Annotated in this window: 13 protein-coding genes; 4 read left to right on the top strand and 9 right to left on the bottom strand. The window is 42.1% G+C overall.

The window, feature by feature from the left end:
* Positions 1–92: 92 nt before the first annotated feature.
* From L1D55_RS02965 to L1D55_RS02955, 3 genes are all read right to left on the bottom strand, one after another.
* Positions 93–662, bottom strand: coding sequence for a YceI family protein (locus L1D55_RS02965; protein WP_004738072.1), 570 nt, complete (start codon positions 660–662; stop codon positions 93–95).
* On the bottom strand, positions 659–1,198 hold the full coding sequence (locus L1D55_RS02960) for a cytochrome b (RefSeq protein WP_102423165.1): 540 nt from the start codon (positions 1,196–1,198) through the stop codon (positions 659–661). The genes L1D55_RS02965 and L1D55_RS02960 overlap by 4 nt, the downstream gene beginning before the upstream one ends.
* A 152-nt stretch (positions 1,199–1,350) precedes the next feature.
* Positions 1,351–1,596 carry a DUF2164 domain-containing protein gene (locus L1D55_RS02955; protein WP_239916458.1) on the bottom strand — a complete coding sequence of 82 codons (246 nt, stop codon included), beginning with the start codon at positions 1,594–1,596 and terminating at the stop codon, positions 1,351–1,353.
* 284 nt (positions 1,597–1,880) lie between these two features.
* Here L1D55_RS02955 and L1D55_RS02950 point away from each other — a divergent pair, with 284 nt between their 5' ends.
* On the top strand, positions 1,881–2,516 hold the full coding sequence (locus L1D55_RS02950) for a hypothetical protein (RefSeq protein WP_239916457.1): 636 nt from the start codon (positions 1,881–1,883) through the stop codon (positions 2,514–2,516).
* A 574-nt stretch (positions 2,517–3,090) separates the two neighbouring features.
* Positions 3,091–3,828 (top strand): EAL domain-containing protein, encoded by a 738-nt coding sequence (locus L1D55_RS02945; protein WP_239916456.1) that lies wholly within the window; start codon positions 3,091–3,093, stop codon positions 3,826–3,828.
* Positions 3,829–4,000: 172 nt separating this feature from the next.
* Here L1D55_RS02945 and L1D55_RS02940 read toward each other — a convergent pair whose 3' ends face one another.
* Genes L1D55_RS02940 through L1D55_RS02930 form a run of 3 tightly spaced genes read right to left on the bottom strand, consistent with a single transcriptional unit; the run spans position 4,001 to position 9,200 of the window.
* A complete protein-coding gene (locus tag L1D55_RS02940) occupies positions 4,001–7,060 on the bottom strand; it encodes an efflux RND transporter permease subunit (RefSeq protein ID WP_239916455.1) in 3,060 nt (1,019 codons plus the stop codon).
* On the bottom strand, positions 7,057–8,112 hold the full coding sequence (locus L1D55_RS02935) for an efflux RND transporter periplasmic adaptor subunit (RefSeq protein ID WP_239916454.1): 1,056 nt from the start codon (positions 8,110–8,112) through the stop codon (positions 7,057–7,059). The genes L1D55_RS02940 and L1D55_RS02935 overlap by 4 nt, the downstream gene beginning before the upstream one ends.
* Entirely contained in the window at positions 8,112–9,200 is a 1,089-nt protein-coding gene (locus L1D55_RS02930) for an efflux RND transporter periplasmic adaptor subunit (protein ID WP_239916453.1), read from the bottom strand. The genes L1D55_RS02935 and L1D55_RS02930 overlap by 1 nt, the downstream gene beginning before the upstream one ends.
* A 150-nt stretch (positions 9,201–9,350) precedes the next feature.
* On the opposite strand from L1D55_RS02930, the gene L1D55_RS02925 reads away from it, so the two are divergent.
* Positions 9,351–10,097, top strand: a complete 747-nt coding sequence (locus L1D55_RS02925; protein ID WP_239916585.1) for a TetR/AcrR family transcriptional regulator — start codon at positions 9,351–9,353, stop codon at positions 10,095–10,097.
* Between the two features lie 102 nt (positions 10,098–10,199).
* On the opposite strand, the gene L1D55_RS02920 is transcribed toward L1D55_RS02925, so the two are convergent.
* The 3 genes from L1D55_RS02920 to L1D55_RS27540 all read right to left on the bottom strand — a co-directional run bounded on the left by L1D55_RS02920 (position 10,200) and on the right by L1D55_RS27540 (position 12,406).
* Positions 10,200–11,471: a DEAD/DEAH box helicase gene (locus L1D55_RS02920; RefSeq protein ID WP_239916452.1), complete on the bottom strand. Its 1,272-nt coding sequence runs from the start codon at positions 11,469–11,471 to the stop codon at positions 10,200–10,202.
* A gap of 57 nt (positions 11,472–11,528) precedes the next feature.
* The gene (locus L1D55_RS02915) at positions 11,529–12,140 is read right to left on the bottom strand and encodes an ACP phosphodiesterase (RefSeq protein WP_239916451.1); all 612 of its coding nucleotides are present in this window, start codon (positions 12,138–12,140) and stop codon (positions 11,529–11,531) included.
* Positions 12,141–12,277: 137 nt separating this feature from the next.
* The gene (locus L1D55_RS27540) at positions 12,278–12,406 is read right to left on the bottom strand and encodes a hypothetical protein (RefSeq protein ID WP_004738089.1); all 129 of its coding nucleotides are present in this window, start codon (positions 12,404–12,406) and stop codon (positions 12,278–12,280) included.
* Positions 12,407–12,852: 446 nt separating this feature from the next.
* Between L1D55_RS27540 and L1D55_RS02910 the strand changes: the two genes are divergently transcribed.
* Complete coding sequence (locus L1D55_RS02910) at positions 12,853–14,076, top strand: aromatic amino acid transport family protein (RefSeq protein ID WP_239916450.1); 1,224 nt, start codon at positions 12,853–12,855, stop codon at positions 14,074–14,076.
* Positions 14,077–14,150 lie beyond the last annotated feature (74 nt).

The raw sequence follows: 14,150 nt of genomic DNA, 5'->3' as shown, positions 1-14,150 counted from the left end.
TTTCGTTATTTCTAATTGTCGTGTTTAGGTATCTAGTGAACTTTGAAATTAGCTAAAAGATTGATACCTACAAACGCCCACTAATTGCGAGATTATTTCTTGATACCTTCAACGTGTAGATCCATATCTACATAGCTTGAAGCACCCATTACTGGAATGTTGAAATCAGCAAGTTCTAGACGAGTTGTACCAACGAAACCAGCACGCTCACCACCCCATGGGTCTTGACCAGCACCGATGAATTCAGCTTCGATAACGATTGGCTTAGTTACACCGTGAAGTTTAAGGTCACCCATAACTTCAAGTTTGCCGTCGCCTTTATCAACAACTTTCGTGCTGTTGAATGTAGCGTCTGAGAACTTACCAGCGTCAATGAAATCAGAGCTACGAATGTGCTTATCACGCTCAGCATGGTTAGAGTCTAGACTCGTTGTATCAACAACAACGTTTACTTTTGATGCTTCAACGTTGTTTGCGTCATACGAGAAATCACCAGAGAATGTGTTAAAACGACCTTGGATAAAGCTGTAACCTAGGTGGCTAACTTTAAAGTTAACTGATGCATGTGCACCTTTTGTATCAATCACGTAATCAGCAGCGTTAGCAGCGAAAGGCATTGCCATAGCGAATGCTAATCCTGTAGCGATAATTGACTTTTTCATTTTGAAGCTCCTATCATTTTTCGTAGCGTATCGTCTTTGTCGATAACGTGGTGTTTTATCGCCGCTAAGGCGTGCACTGATGCCATAATGATCAGTACCCAGGCAGCATAGTAGTGAACCGTTCCTGCAAGATCAGATTGGTTTGCAAATAGTTCGCCCATACTAGGCACAGTGAACCAATTGAAAACATCGATCCCGCGGCCATCTGATGTAGAAATCAAATAACCAGAAATAAATAAAACCGCTAAGTTAAGGTACATAAAGCCATGAGCAATTTTCGCAGCTACAACTTCGTAAGCTTTACCTTCTACTTTCGGTGACGCGGTAACTAACTTCCAAACTAAGCGAACCACAGTAACAACAGCCAAAAGAATGCCTACCGAACGGTGGTAGTCTGGTGCTGTTTTGTACCACTCGCTGTAATATGAAAGGTCAACCATCCACAGGCCAACGCCAAATAAACCAAAAATTGTTAGCGCTGAAATCCAATGCATCGCTCTTGCTAAAGGGTTGTAATTTCTAACGTTGTTTTCCATACATCTATTCCGAAAGTTAACGAGTCGTGTAGTTTTCAAAGCGTACCCTACACTAAGTTTCTGTAACATAGTATTTACCAAGCTTTACATTGGTAACATCATTTCAAATTAAACGAGTTATTCAAAATTTTTGAACAAGTTTGGGCACAACGTTAGATTTCAACGATTTGTTCAATCTCATAAAGCTCATCTGAGATATCCATCATCTTTCGTTCCATGACCTTTTGTGCTTCTTCTATCCCCTTGTTGTAGTAAACCGCACCAAACTTTTTACTGATGAAGTCAACCAAGAATTCAGCGTCGAACTGACCAAGCTCCACATCAAGTTCATCCTGAAGGTACTTCTGAAGCGTATGGGTAAGTTCTGACTTCTGTTTCGAATCTAATTGAATGGTCATTAACGTGTCCAAATAAAATGTAAGTAGAAGAATTGTGATTAACTGACTAAGCTTACGTTAACTCACTGCTACTTAGCTAACTAACCAAATCCTTCTAACTGATTAGAATTCCTCATAATTTAGAATACAGACCTACGAAGTGCCAGTGCTATCCAGAAAATCGCTCGGCAAACGCTAATTTTGATATAGGGATCAAGAACTCGGACTTTGCTAATAGGTAATGACACATCAATTACCGTACTATTGCCCATCAATAAGATAGTAACTATGTATAAGGGACTTCATTGTTATTAGATCTCGTGATTAAAAGCGTTAATCAGTTTCAAGACGATTGCCTAAAGCTTTGTGAACACCATTACCCTACTGTGCACAACCAAGGGATCAGTGAGCATCACATAGGCAAAGCATTTGCACGCCGAATGGAGCACACCTTCATTAGCTTTAATCATGCAAGTAACATCAGTCCTTTAGAGATGCTTTCTTCTGTAGATAACCCACGACACTTTCGAATCTCGTCTGAGATCGGGACCGTCTGGATGATCAGCCATCATATGGTCAGCGCGGGAAAGACCTGTCGTAAAAAATTGATGTTAGATATTCATAACTGGCAACAGGAGTATGGGTTTGCAATTCAACCCAATGATCTCTTGATTATCGTGTCTGACCATTGGATTAGCCGCAGCAAGAATAGTGGAGAGTTACTGCACTGGTGGATGGGCGAGTTGCCTGATGAGATAAACGAGTACAGCCAGCAAGGTATTACACTTAGAGAGAGCGATTCTCAATTCGCTGCTGACCTAAACAATAACTTTAGGATTAGCCCCTGTTTTATAAAATTTGGCCATCCCTTAAAACGTTCAGGTAATCAGCAATTAGTCCGCAAGTACCTTCAGCTTTATGCGGTACTTCAGTGGCAATAAAAATATCGGTCAGTTTTTCTCTTTGTACTTAAAATACAAATTCTAGACCTTCATCCCAATATTTTACAAAAATCTATTTATCATGCGCTCATTATTTATCCAAAAGTTAACTTAGGTTAAATAATAACAACTTGGTGTTTTGAATGTATTTTGAGAAGTAGATATCATTTCTATGCAAAGATCAAAGCTGTTCGATTTTACAACTTTGACATTCACCCATAATCTAGTCCTTTAACCCTACTTTTCTCTTGTGTATAGCCCGTATTGCCTTAAATTGGTGCATCATGATATGGACAATGTTACTCAGCTCATTAATTCATAAAAACTATTAATTGCAGTTAATGATAAGTAACGCTAATGACTAATATCAATTATCATGCTGATTTTTCGTTAATTATATTTATTTATACATTGACCCGACAAATAAGTTTTTATTAATTGACAATTTACTTACACCTGTCAATATTGTGACAGCCGCGACTTTTATGTCCGTCAATGAATTACCCCCTTACTAGCGAATATGATTTTATCAGACAGAAGTGAATTTATTAGTTGTATATCAGTAGATGCCGATATGCAGTTTATTGCTAAATATCAAGACCTCACTCTAAGAAGCGTCTATCAACCTATATTTGACCGCTCTATGTGTCAGATAGGTGTAGAGGCTTTGGTGCGAATCTCTAATAGTAATGGCGAAAGTGTTCGCCCTGATCACTTCTTTCATTCAGACGAAACCTCTAATGCGGATAAAATAAACGTTGAAAGGTTGAGTCGCGCAATTCATATCCGTAACTTTGCTCAATCGACTGTCCGTCACCTTCAACTCTTTTTGAATGTTCTGCCAAATGTAGGCGAACTCTTTGCCGCAGAAAAAGTAAGCGAAAGCTTATTGGCTAAAAGACTCCACGAATTAAACCTATCCTGTGACCAAATCGTCATGGAACTCGTTGAACTAAGCGTCGATAGTGAAGAAAAGCTCAAATTGGCAGCAACCTCCCTTGCAGACAACGGCTTCCAAATCGCTGTCGATGACTTCGGCACTCAAGCATCTACAGAAAGCCGCGTTTTACACATTGCCCCTCACATCATTAAAGTCGACCGCTCCGTCATGCTTAAGTTTGAGGAGGGCGATACGTCCGATATGGAGCTTGCTATCTCTCTTGCTGAGTCGATCAACGCGAAAACGGTGATTGAAGGTATTGAAACTCAGCAACAGCTAGAACGCATGCAGGAATTAGGATTTGATATGTTCCAGGGCTACCACTTAGCGATGCCACAATCGATTGAACTCGACTTACAACTTGCCATGTAGTTCCCCTCCTCCTTTTTTCGCTCAACTCAATACTGATTGAACCCCAATACCACTTAATGCTCGGCTTTGGCTCCGGTTTGCTCTCGCCTGAGCATTTTAAATTCAATAGACACAAAAAAGCCCAGTCAAAATTGACTGGGCTGGCTTAAAAGAATCTTTTTTATATCAATCCCTAATAACCCGCAGTGGACGGTTTGATTCTATATAGGATAGCGAACATCACAGGTACTACTATTAGTGTTAGTACTGTAGCAAAGCCTAAGCCAGCCATGATGGTAATCGCCATCGAGCCAAAAAATGCATCGAATACCAAGGGGATCATGCCCAAGATTGTCGTAAGTGCAGCCATAGATACCGGCCGTACGCGACTAATCGCACTATCAACAACCGCTAAGTATGGATCTTTACCTGTCGCAAGCTCACTGTTGATTTGGTCAAGCAGTACGATACCGTTCTTGAGAATCATGCCGCTCAGGCTTAATAAACCTAAGAACGCCGTAAAGCTAAATGGCATATTAGTACCCAACAGACCAATTGAAACGCCAATGATAGACAGTGGAACCGTAAACCAAATCACCAATGGCTTACGAACCGAATTAAACAGAAGCATCGTGATGATAAACATCAATAAGTAACCCATTGGTAATGAACCAAATAGAGACTCTTGTGCATCTTTAGAGCTTTCGTATTCACCACCCCAACTAATGCTGTAGCCTTCAGGCAGATCTAACGCTTCTACCTTAGGTTTCACACGGGCAAACAAACTTGCCGGTGTTTCATCACCCAGCACATCATGGTCAGCAAGAACCGTCAGCGTACGTTTTCTGTCACGTCGTTGAATCAAAGGTTCAGACCATTGAAGTTCTACGCCATCAATCACTTGTTCAACCGGAATGTAAGTTTGTAGCGATGGGCTCCAAATCTTCACATTGTTAAGTGATTCGAAGTCAAAACGCTCTTCTTCTGGTAAACGCGCCACAATAGGTAACATGTGAGTACCATCGCGAAGTAAACCTATGTTGTAACCACCAAACGCCATCTGTAACGTCTCAGACAAGTCGGTTTTTGAAATGCCTAGGCGACGAGCCTTAGATTCGTTGAACAGCGGTACCAATTCTTTAGTGCGTTCACGCCAATCGTGACGAACGTTTCGAGAGCCTGGGTCGGCTAACAAAATGTCTTCCACTTGTACTGCGATATTACGAAGTATTTGTGGGTCCGCACCGCTAATACGAGCCTCGATTTTAGACGCTGGCGATGGGCCAAACTCAATCAATTTGAACTGGAATGTCGGTTGTTCAAATGTCTTGGCTAAGTCTTTGTCTAACGCCTCTAATGTCTGAAACATGGTGTCGCGGTCAGTCGTTCTTACTTGTAACTGAGCGTACGCTTCATAGCTTTTCTCTGGTTGGTAAGTTAGCGCAAAACGCTGCATACCCTGCCCAACCGTTGTCGTAACGAACTCAACGTTGTCTTGCTTACGAATGTAACTTTCTACTTTTTCCGTCTGTTTGATGGTCTCACGAACATCAGTGCCTTCTGGCATCCACATATCAACGTAGAACATTGGTGTGTTTGATGGCGGGAAGAACTGTTGTTTAACCATACCGAACCCAACGATCGAAACGGCAAGTAACGCAACCATGCTCACTACGGTTAACCATCGGAAACGAAGTGCAAACTTAAGAGAAGCACCGAACACTACGAACAGAATACCTTTGTAAGGATCTTCGTTTTCGTCGACTTTATCCTCTTCTTTAAGCATCATTTCAGCAAGGAACGGTGTTAATGTTAGTGCAGTAACCCAGCTCAAGAACAATGAGAAACACAGTACCCAGAATAGAGAGCCCATGAATTCGCCGGTTGCATCTTTTGACAAACCGATTGGAGCAAAGGCTGTAATTGCGATAATGGTTGCACCAAGTAGCGGCCATTGAGTTTGTTTTACAATATCCTTTGCTGCTTGAAGCTTTGTTTTGCCTTTTTTCAAGCCAACCAAGATACCTTCAACCACTACAATTGCGTTATCCACTAGCATTCCGAGTGCAATGATCAATGCACCTAATGAAATACGGTGCAGTTCTACGTTGTTGTAGTCCATCAAGATGAAGGTGCCAAATACCGTCAACAGAAGAACCAAACCGATGATCAGACCGCTACGCAAACCCATTGCAAACAGCAGTACAATGATTACAATCGCAACCGCTTCAACCAGACTAATCAAGAAATCAGCTACTGACTTATCGACTTCTTGCGCTTGGTTGTAGAAATAGTTCAGCTCTACACCTGCTGGTTTAATGCTTTCTAAGCGTTCAAGTTCAGCGTCTAACGCTTTGCCAATCTCAACTACGTTTACGCCTGATGAGAAAGCGATACCTAAATTGATTGCAGGTTTACCGTTGTACGTTAATACATTACCTGGCTTTTCTTGAATACCACGAGTCACTTCAGCAACGTCTTTTAAACGAATCAGATTGCCCGTGTCACGACCATGAATAATCAGATTTTCCAGCTCTTCAACTGTGCTCAATGTACCGTTTGGCTTGATAGCTAGACTCTGCCCATTGAGCATTACCTCGCCAGCAGAAACCACACTGTTTTGCTGTGCTAACAGTGACGTCACCGTCGACATATCAAGGTTTAATGCGGCTAAACGCTCTAATGACATTTCAACGAACAGTTGCTCTTGTTGATCGCCCGCAATACTTACTTTTCCAACGCCATCGACCAATTCGATTTCACGCGTTAGATAGTCGGCGTACTGCTTTAGTTCGACGTAGTCATAACCATCACCCGTCAACATGATCATCACACCGAACACGTCACCAAAATCGTCGATGATCTGAACAGAATTTACACCACTTGGTAGTGTTGGTTGTAGATCGTTGATCTTACGGCGCATTTCATCCCAGATTTGAGGCAGTTCGTCTGGACCATAGTCCATCTTCATACTAACCATAATTTGGGACATACCGTTCGATGATGTCGATGTAATCTTGTCGATGTACGGAAGCTGTCTTATCTCTTTTTCCAGCGGGTAAGTCAGCTCCTCTTCAACTTCCATAGACGTAGCGCCAGGGTAAGTTGAAATAATCATTGCATCTTTGATGGTAAAAGCTGGGTCTTCTAAACGGGATAGATTACCAAAAGACGTGACACCGCCAATGGCCAAAATGACTAGAAACAGCCAGCTAATTACTTTGTTCTTTATTGAATATTCTGCGATGTTCATTCTGCTTTTCCTGACAATTGGATTCCGTCACGGAGTTTTCTTAGATTCGAATTTACGAGTACGTCACCTTGTTCAACGCCATGCGAAATAAGTGCGCCTTGACCGCTGATTTTGTCGACTTCGACTTCACTCTTGAATGCTTGGCCATCTTCCATTTTCCAAACGTAAAACTGGTTCGCTTCTGCACCCGCTTCAAGTGTTGTCATTGGTAATTGGTAACCTTGAACATCGCTAAGACCAGCCTTGGCCATATCGACATTAACTGTCGCGCTTGTTCCTGGCAGAATTTCACTTTCAGGCTGTTGCATCTGCATCCAAAACTCGTAAGTGCGAGATTGTGGGTGCAGTTCACTGGTATGTTCCAAATAAGTCAGCGGATATTCCCCTGTGTGCCCACCAAATGTCGCCTTAGGACGATAGCTATTCGAACGCATGTCAGGGCTAATAGACGCTAAGATCGAATCTGATACCTGTATACGTACATACACTTTGTCGTTTTGGTACAAGCTTAATAACGTTTCACCCGGTGTGGCGTTTTCAAAACGTTGTTTGTCTACGGTAGAAACGGTACCGGCAAAAGGTGCAAGCAGCTTGGTGTAACTGAGTTTACGCTCCGCCGATGCCAAGTTCGCAGAAGCGAGTTTGTAGTTAGCTGTTAGCTGATCGTGCTCAGATTGCGATAGCATCTTGCTGCTAAACATTTCGTTACCACGAGCAAGTTGCTTACTGGCAAGCTCAAACTGTGATTTAGCGTCTGTCAGCTCCTGGATGTAGGTTGCATTGTCCAACGTTGCGAGCAGCTGCCCTTTTTCTACAACGTCACCGGCTTCTACTGTCACTTGTTGAATCTCACCTGCTAGCTTGAATGACAATGGAGTCAGTTCTGCAGGCATTACCTGGCCATTAAAGCTTCTGAATTGATCCGTCAGTGGCGCACCAACTTCAAAAGTAGAAACCAGTAACGAAGGTTGTTCACGGTGTTCGATTTCACTATTGCAAGCTTGAAGCAGCAATACAGATGCAACGACTACCGATAATTTAGAAAGGTTCATTAAATACCACCCTCGCGTAACCAAGCTTTTACTTGTTGTCCTTCAGATAAAACGTCAACACCCGCTTCAACGATTAAGTCGCCAGACGTTAGGCCATCAATCACATTGCCTTGCTTATTCAGAGTGACTTGTACCTTAGAAATCAATTGCGAATCTGGGTTGTAACGCCATAACTCACCATGGTCCGCGTCTTTGCTCAACCAAGCTGAATCAACAATGCCAATGCCCGTTTCTGATCTGTTTTTCTGCACTTCAACTTGCGCTGTCATACCCGACAGTAGATTGATACCGTCAGGTTTATCGATAGATACAACCGCTTGATAGCTGTTGGTATCTTCGTCTGGTTGAGTAGAAATTTCTTTAAAGCGTGTAGGAATACGAACACCACGATGGCTATCCATTACTACCCACATATTTGAACCGACGAAATCTTGAATCGAGCGGTCTTCAAGTTTTGAAACTGGAATAGAGAACGTCACATCCATTTCGCCATTATTCAAAATATTGAAAACAGGTTGTTTCTCGGCAATCAACTGATATTGCTTACCAAACACCATGGACACCACGCCATCGAAAGGAGCAACTAATGTTGTGTAACCAAGGTTTGTTTTCGCTTGGTCCAACTCAACTTCAGCAGCAGTAAAAGTGTTGACGGCTTGGTCGTAGTAATCGGTACTCACAAGTTTCTTCGAGTACAACTCTGACGCCTGTTTGTATTGGCTATTAGCTAAGTCGAATTTAGCTTGTGCTGCATCGACTGCAATTCGGTAATCCGTTGCGTCCAATACAGCTAAAACTTGGCCTTTTTCAACTTCTTCTCCCATGCGTACTTCGAACACTTCAATATCGCCCCCCACTTGGAACGACAATGCCGCACGGTCAGTGGCATCGACTTTTGCAATAAAACTATCAAGTTCGATATCGGTTTGCTGAGGGATCTCAAACAGCTTTACCGGCTTTACAACTTGAACATTTTCTTCTGACTGAACCTTGTTACATCCGCTCAGCGAACCGGCGAGTAACAGTGCAACGCCCACCGCTCCTAACTGCTTACTCGCTTTGGCTTGAATAGACACCTTGGATTGCATCTTGCGTCTCCATTTAATTATTATGATTTATTACACAGGCGTGCAGTATATTGAAAAATTTCAGACCCACAAGCTTTACTTTCCAACTGTGCAGTATTTTTTATTTGAGTAAAAACAGTGTAGAATGTGGTAATCAGATAAATGTGTGAATTGAAGATGACTGAAAAGAAGCAAGGTAGAAGAAGCGCAAAAGACGCTGAAGAAACTCGATTTCAAATAATGACTGTGGCAGCAGAGATGTTCTGTGACTCTGGTTACGAGCGCGTTTCATTACGTAATATCAGTGAGAAAGCGGGTGTGTCTCATAGCCTTATTCGCCACCATTTCGGTAGTAAAGAGAAGATATGGCATGCTATAAGTGATTGTTTGCACGTATATTTCCAGTCTTACATCAGTAAAATCATGCAAGAACTACCGAAAGACGTCGCACCGAATATCGCTATCTATTTGTTTTCTATGCGTCTGTTTACCAACATGATCCATTCACGCAGGCCAACGCAACTTCTGTCTGATTCTGTACGTCAAGAAGACAACTTAGTTGATTATTTTATCGATAACGTGGGTGACCTCGAGTACGAGATCAATATGCTTGCTGACCAGTACAACAAAGAAAACCCAGACAGAACCATTAATATCTTCGAAATTAAGTGGCAAATGATCATGTTTGCGAATGGTGCAGTCTGCCTTACTCCCTTCATGGAGAGCACGTGGAACGAAGGTGATATGGAAGCAACGGCAGAAGAAGCGCTAATGAAGCACTGGCAAATGTTCAATAAACAAATGATCAACCAATTTGGCATTGATGATGAGTGGGTACTCAACCCTAGCACTCTAGAAGAATTAATTTATGAAGTGCCGTGCGAGTGGAAATGTAATCCAGAACACAACCACGACTAACATCAACTCCAGGCAAAAATAGTTTGAACGATACAAAAACGCGCCGTTACGTCTTTCACGTAACGGCGCGTTTTCATTAGAGTGAAGTGATAGTACTCTTATTTATCGGCGGGCTTTACCACGGTTTTGGTGAATCTTAAGCTTTGCTTTCATCTTACGCTTTTCTGACGAGCGGGTCTTGCTACGCCCACCTCGGTCAGGAGAAACGTCTTGTTCTAAGCTAGGTTCAAAACCTTTTAGCCACTCTTGCGGCAGACGAGTATCAAGTAAGCGTTCAATAGCGCCTAGTAAGTACTCTTCGTCATGGCTCATAAGAGAGATTGCTAAACCACTGTTACCAGCACGGCCTGTACGACCAATACGGTGAACATAGTCCTCAGCTTTGTAAGGCATATCATAGTTCACCACTTGCTCGAGCTGCTGAATATCAATACCACGAGCTGCAACATCAGTTGCAATCAATGCTCTTACTTTACCTGATTTAAAATCATCGAGAGCCTTTTGACGTGCACCTTGGCTTTTATCACCGTTGATTGACGCCGCTTTGATCCCGTCTAGCTTAAGCTCTTTAACCAACGCATCAGTGCCCTGCTTAGTCTTGGTGAAAACCAATACTTGTTGCCAATTGTTTGAGCCAATTAAGTACGCCAGTAGTTCGCTTTTACGCTTTTTATCGACTGGGTAAACCATCTGCTTAACTGTCTCAGCAGTGCTGTTAGTTGGCGTTACTTGGATTTCACTTGGTGACTGCATCATACGATGTGCAATCGCCTTAATCTTGTTATCAAACGTTGCTGAGAAGAACAGAGTTTGACGAACCTCGTTCATACGCGAAAGAATGCGTTTAATGTCGGGCATGAAGCCCATATCTAGCATGCGGTCCGCTTCATCAAGAACCAATACTTCTGTTTGGCTTAACATGATGTTTTTAGTAAACATATGATCAATCAAACGACCCGGTGTCGCGACTAAAATGTCAGCGCCTTGACGAAGGTTATCAGTTTGAACCTTCATACTTACACCACCGTAAGCTACAACCACCTTGAGATCGGTACCTTTTGCATAACTGGTTACGTTATCAAACACCTGTTGTGCAAGCTCACGAGTTGGCACTAAAACCAAAGCGCGAACCAGCTTAGGATTTGGAATTACGTTATCTTTACTGGCAAGTAATCTTTGAATAATTGGTAAGCCAAAAGCCGCCGTTTTACCTGTACCCGTTTGAGCACCAGCCAGTACATCTTTGCCTTCTAAAACCAAAGGAATCGCTTGTTCTTGAACACTGGTTGGAGCCGCAAAGTTCAGCTCTTCTAGCGTAGCAAGTAAATGATCAGACAATCCTAATTGATTAAAAGATTTGGTAGATTCAGACATAGTAAGATGCTCAAAGATTAAATAGGCGCGGATTGTAGCAAACCTACATTACGCTGTTTACCTTTCCTTTTGATTTTTCTTCAATTGAAGCGTATTAAACTCACTCGCTTCTTTTAAAACCATGGGATAAAGCTCATTAAAGTGACACTGCAACGTATCATAATGGTTTTCCAAATCAGCGTAGCACGCTTTTAGCATGCCAAGCTTTGGCCTTCTCAATGCCATTCGCTGTAACACCATTTCAATGGACTCCATATCCTGGTAACTCTCCAACCAGCGTTGTTCTGCCATTTTCTGATGAATGACCACAAAGCTTTCCGGCCAATGAGGTTCTTGATGATCAAATATTTGTTGATGGCTATCGAGACAAAAACGCTCTAGTGATTGCTTAGAAAAATTGGCCCAATGATTGGCTAAACAGTGATCCCAGAATATATCGAGTGCGATAGGTGCAAAGCGTTTCGTTTGATTTGAAAAGAGTGATTTAGCAGAACGAGAAACATCGTGCCTGTCTGTATAGCTGTCTACAAATCGGTGAAGTCGAATGCCATCGGAAAGCGAATCTGAATAGTGTTTATTTGGGTCGCCTTTCACAAAATCGCCTAACAAGTTTCCTGCTAGGTTGCTGTTACAGTATTTGGCGATATGAAGGTGTGCGAGAAAGTTCATTGAACCTCATTAAAGTGTCGAGAACTAAGTAACATGGTAAACGTACTTGTTTATCTTCGCGAACTTTAATGAGGATAGCTTTTGGTATGACGAGTGAGCGAATCAGATTTGCTCAGTATAAGAATTGAAATGATACGTTAGTTAGAAGATGGAAAAAGTTCTTCAGCTAACTGTTTAACTGTCTGTTCGTAGTCAGATAAATCAATGCCAATTTCCATAGCATCTAACAACTCTAGACTTTCGTCATTTAAAGATTGGTCACTCATAGTGCCCCCTCTATTCCTTGATGTGGACGTTATGTCCAATTAACCAGTGCACCATCTTGGACTTATATTATGTCACTTTGATGAACGCACTCTACTCTACCCATTCCATATTTATAGCTTGAAGCTACTCGCGATCATTAACGGTTATCAACGTTAAAGGGGTATACGCGAACGACATATGTACTGCCACCATACATTAAGTACAACAAATTACTCTAATTATTTTGAAGCCGATCATGGTCAAACGTTTGCTCACCTCGTTTCTTGCACCTCAACAATATCAATGTACACATTTATTTACAGTGGATATTTTAAATTACATTAACCGTTGCAATTGGAATTAAACTCAATCAGAATACTCCAAAATCGAGATATTCTTTGGGTTTATGCGCTTAAGCTAGAAGAATTACAATCAAAACACCCCCTAACGTAAAGAATTATATACAATGAATAAATCAAAGGTTTTTGGTAGTACTTTGATCATTGCTGGCACAACAATTGGTGCCGGCATGCTCGCTCTTCCTCTTGCTTCTGCAGGTATTGGCTTTTCAACTTCACTTTTCTTGATGCTTGGTTTATGGGCACTAATGGCATTTACAGCGTTATTAATGGTGGAGTTACACCAATTCGTTGAATCTGATGCCACCCTACACACTTTGGCTCACACTATTCTAGGAACAAAGGGAAAGTGGATTGCGAGCTTCGCAGTTATGTTTCTATTTTACGCACTGTGCGCCGCTTACATCGCAGGCGGTGGTGCGCAATTTAATCAACGAATAGCCGACATCGCAGGAATTGAGCTCAATGGCCAAGTGACGACTTTGCTGTTTACATTGTTGGTGGCTGGCGTAGTAACAATTGGTACGCACAGTGTTGATAAGGTTAACCGTGTATTATTTGGGCTAAAACTGGTCGCGATGGTTTTGGTTCTCAGCTTCTTAGCACCTAACATCACTTCTCAATACCTATTAAGCATGCCACTACAGCAAGGTCTGATTGTTGCGGCAATTCCAGTCGTGTTCACCTCTTTCGGCTTCCACGGCAGTATCCCTTCTATCGTTAGATACCTAGATGGTGATGTACGCTCTCTACGCAAAGTAATGATTGTAGGTTCCGCGTTACCTTTAGTTATCTACATTTTTTGGCAAGGCGTTACTTTAGGTGTTGTGAGCCAAGAGCAGTTACTTTCTGACACTAGCTTGGGTGCACTTTTGGTATCGCTGTCGCAAACTGTGCATCAATCAAATCTAAGTGTGATCGTCGGTGTGTTTGCCGACCTCGCTCTTCTGACGTCTTTTATCGGTGTTAGCTTGGGTCTGTTCGAATTTATGGGCGACTCATTAAGCAATAAACTAGGCAATGCAAAACGAGTAAAGACTGCCGTTATTACTTTCTTACCACCGCTCGGCTTTGCGCTATTTTACCCACAAGGCTTCATCATGGCTTTGGGTTACGCAGCCATCGCACTTTCTGTATTAGCCATTCTTTTACCTACTGTCATGGTCTACAAAGTACGCTACACAGATTTCACCATTGCGACTAACGGCTCACAATCTAATTACCAAGTTTTGGGCGGGAGCAAAGCACTGTTCTTAGCGGGTAGTGTTGGTGTATTTATCATTGCAATTCAAATCCTTATATCTGTAGGGTTATTACCGTCACTCGGCTAATAAAGCAATTCACTAATGATATAGTCGATCAATCTCTCATTTATGGAATGTCTATATCATTAGTTTTCACAATT

The organism is Vibrio sp. Isolate22 (assembly GCF_022398115.1).
In the GTDB taxonomy this organism is placed as follows: domain Bacteria; phylum Pseudomonadota; class Gammaproteobacteria; order Enterobacterales; family Vibrionaceae; genus Vibrio.
The sequence above is the reverse complement of the archived record's forward strand: the minus strand, read 5'-3'. Positions and strand labels throughout refer to the sequence as shown.

Excerpts from the sequence above, each read along its gene's own strand:
- L1D55_RS02915 (WP_239916451.1), bottom strand. The coding sequence starts at position 12,140 with ATGAACTTTCTCGCACACCTTCATATCGCCAAATACTGTAACAGCAAC.
- L1D55_RS02940 (WP_239916455.1), bottom strand. The coding sequence starts at position 7,060 with ATGAACATCGCAGAATATTCAATAAAGAACAAAGTAATTAGCTGGCTG.
- L1D55_RS02910 (WP_239916450.1), top strand. The coding sequence starts at position 12,853 with ATGAATAAATCAAAGGTTTTTGGTAGTACTTTGATCATTGCTGGCACA.
- L1D55_RS02935 (WP_239916454.1), bottom strand. The coding sequence starts at position 8,112 with ATGAACCTTTCTAAATTATCGGTAGTCGTTGCATCTGTATTGCTGCTT.
- L1D55_RS02920 (WP_239916452.1), bottom strand. The coding sequence starts at position 11,471 with ATGTCTGAATCTACCAAATCTTTTAATCAATTAGGATTGTCTGATCAT.
- L1D55_RS02965 (WP_004738072.1), bottom strand. The coding sequence starts at position 662 with ATGAAAAAGTCAATTATCGCTACAGGATTAGCATTCGCTATGGCAATG.
- L1D55_RS02945 (WP_239916456.1), top strand. The coding sequence starts at position 3,091 with ATGCAGTTTATTGCTAAATATCAAGACCTCACTCTAAGAAGCGTCTAT.
- L1D55_RS27540 (WP_004738089.1), bottom strand. The coding sequence starts at position 12,406 with ATGAGTGACCAATCTTTAAATGACGAAAGTCTAGAGTTGTTAGATGCT.
- L1D55_RS02960 (WP_102423165.1), bottom strand. The coding sequence starts at position 1,198 with ATGGAAAACAACGTTAGAAATTACAACCCTTTAGCAAGAGCGATGCAT.
- L1D55_RS02955 (WP_239916458.1), bottom strand. The coding sequence starts at position 1,596 with ATGACCATTCAATTAGATTCGAAACAGAAGTCAGAACTTACCCATACG.
- L1D55_RS02930 (WP_239916453.1), bottom strand. The coding sequence starts at position 9,200 with ATGCAATCCAAGGTGTCTATTCAAGCCAAAGCGAGTAAGCAGTTAGGA.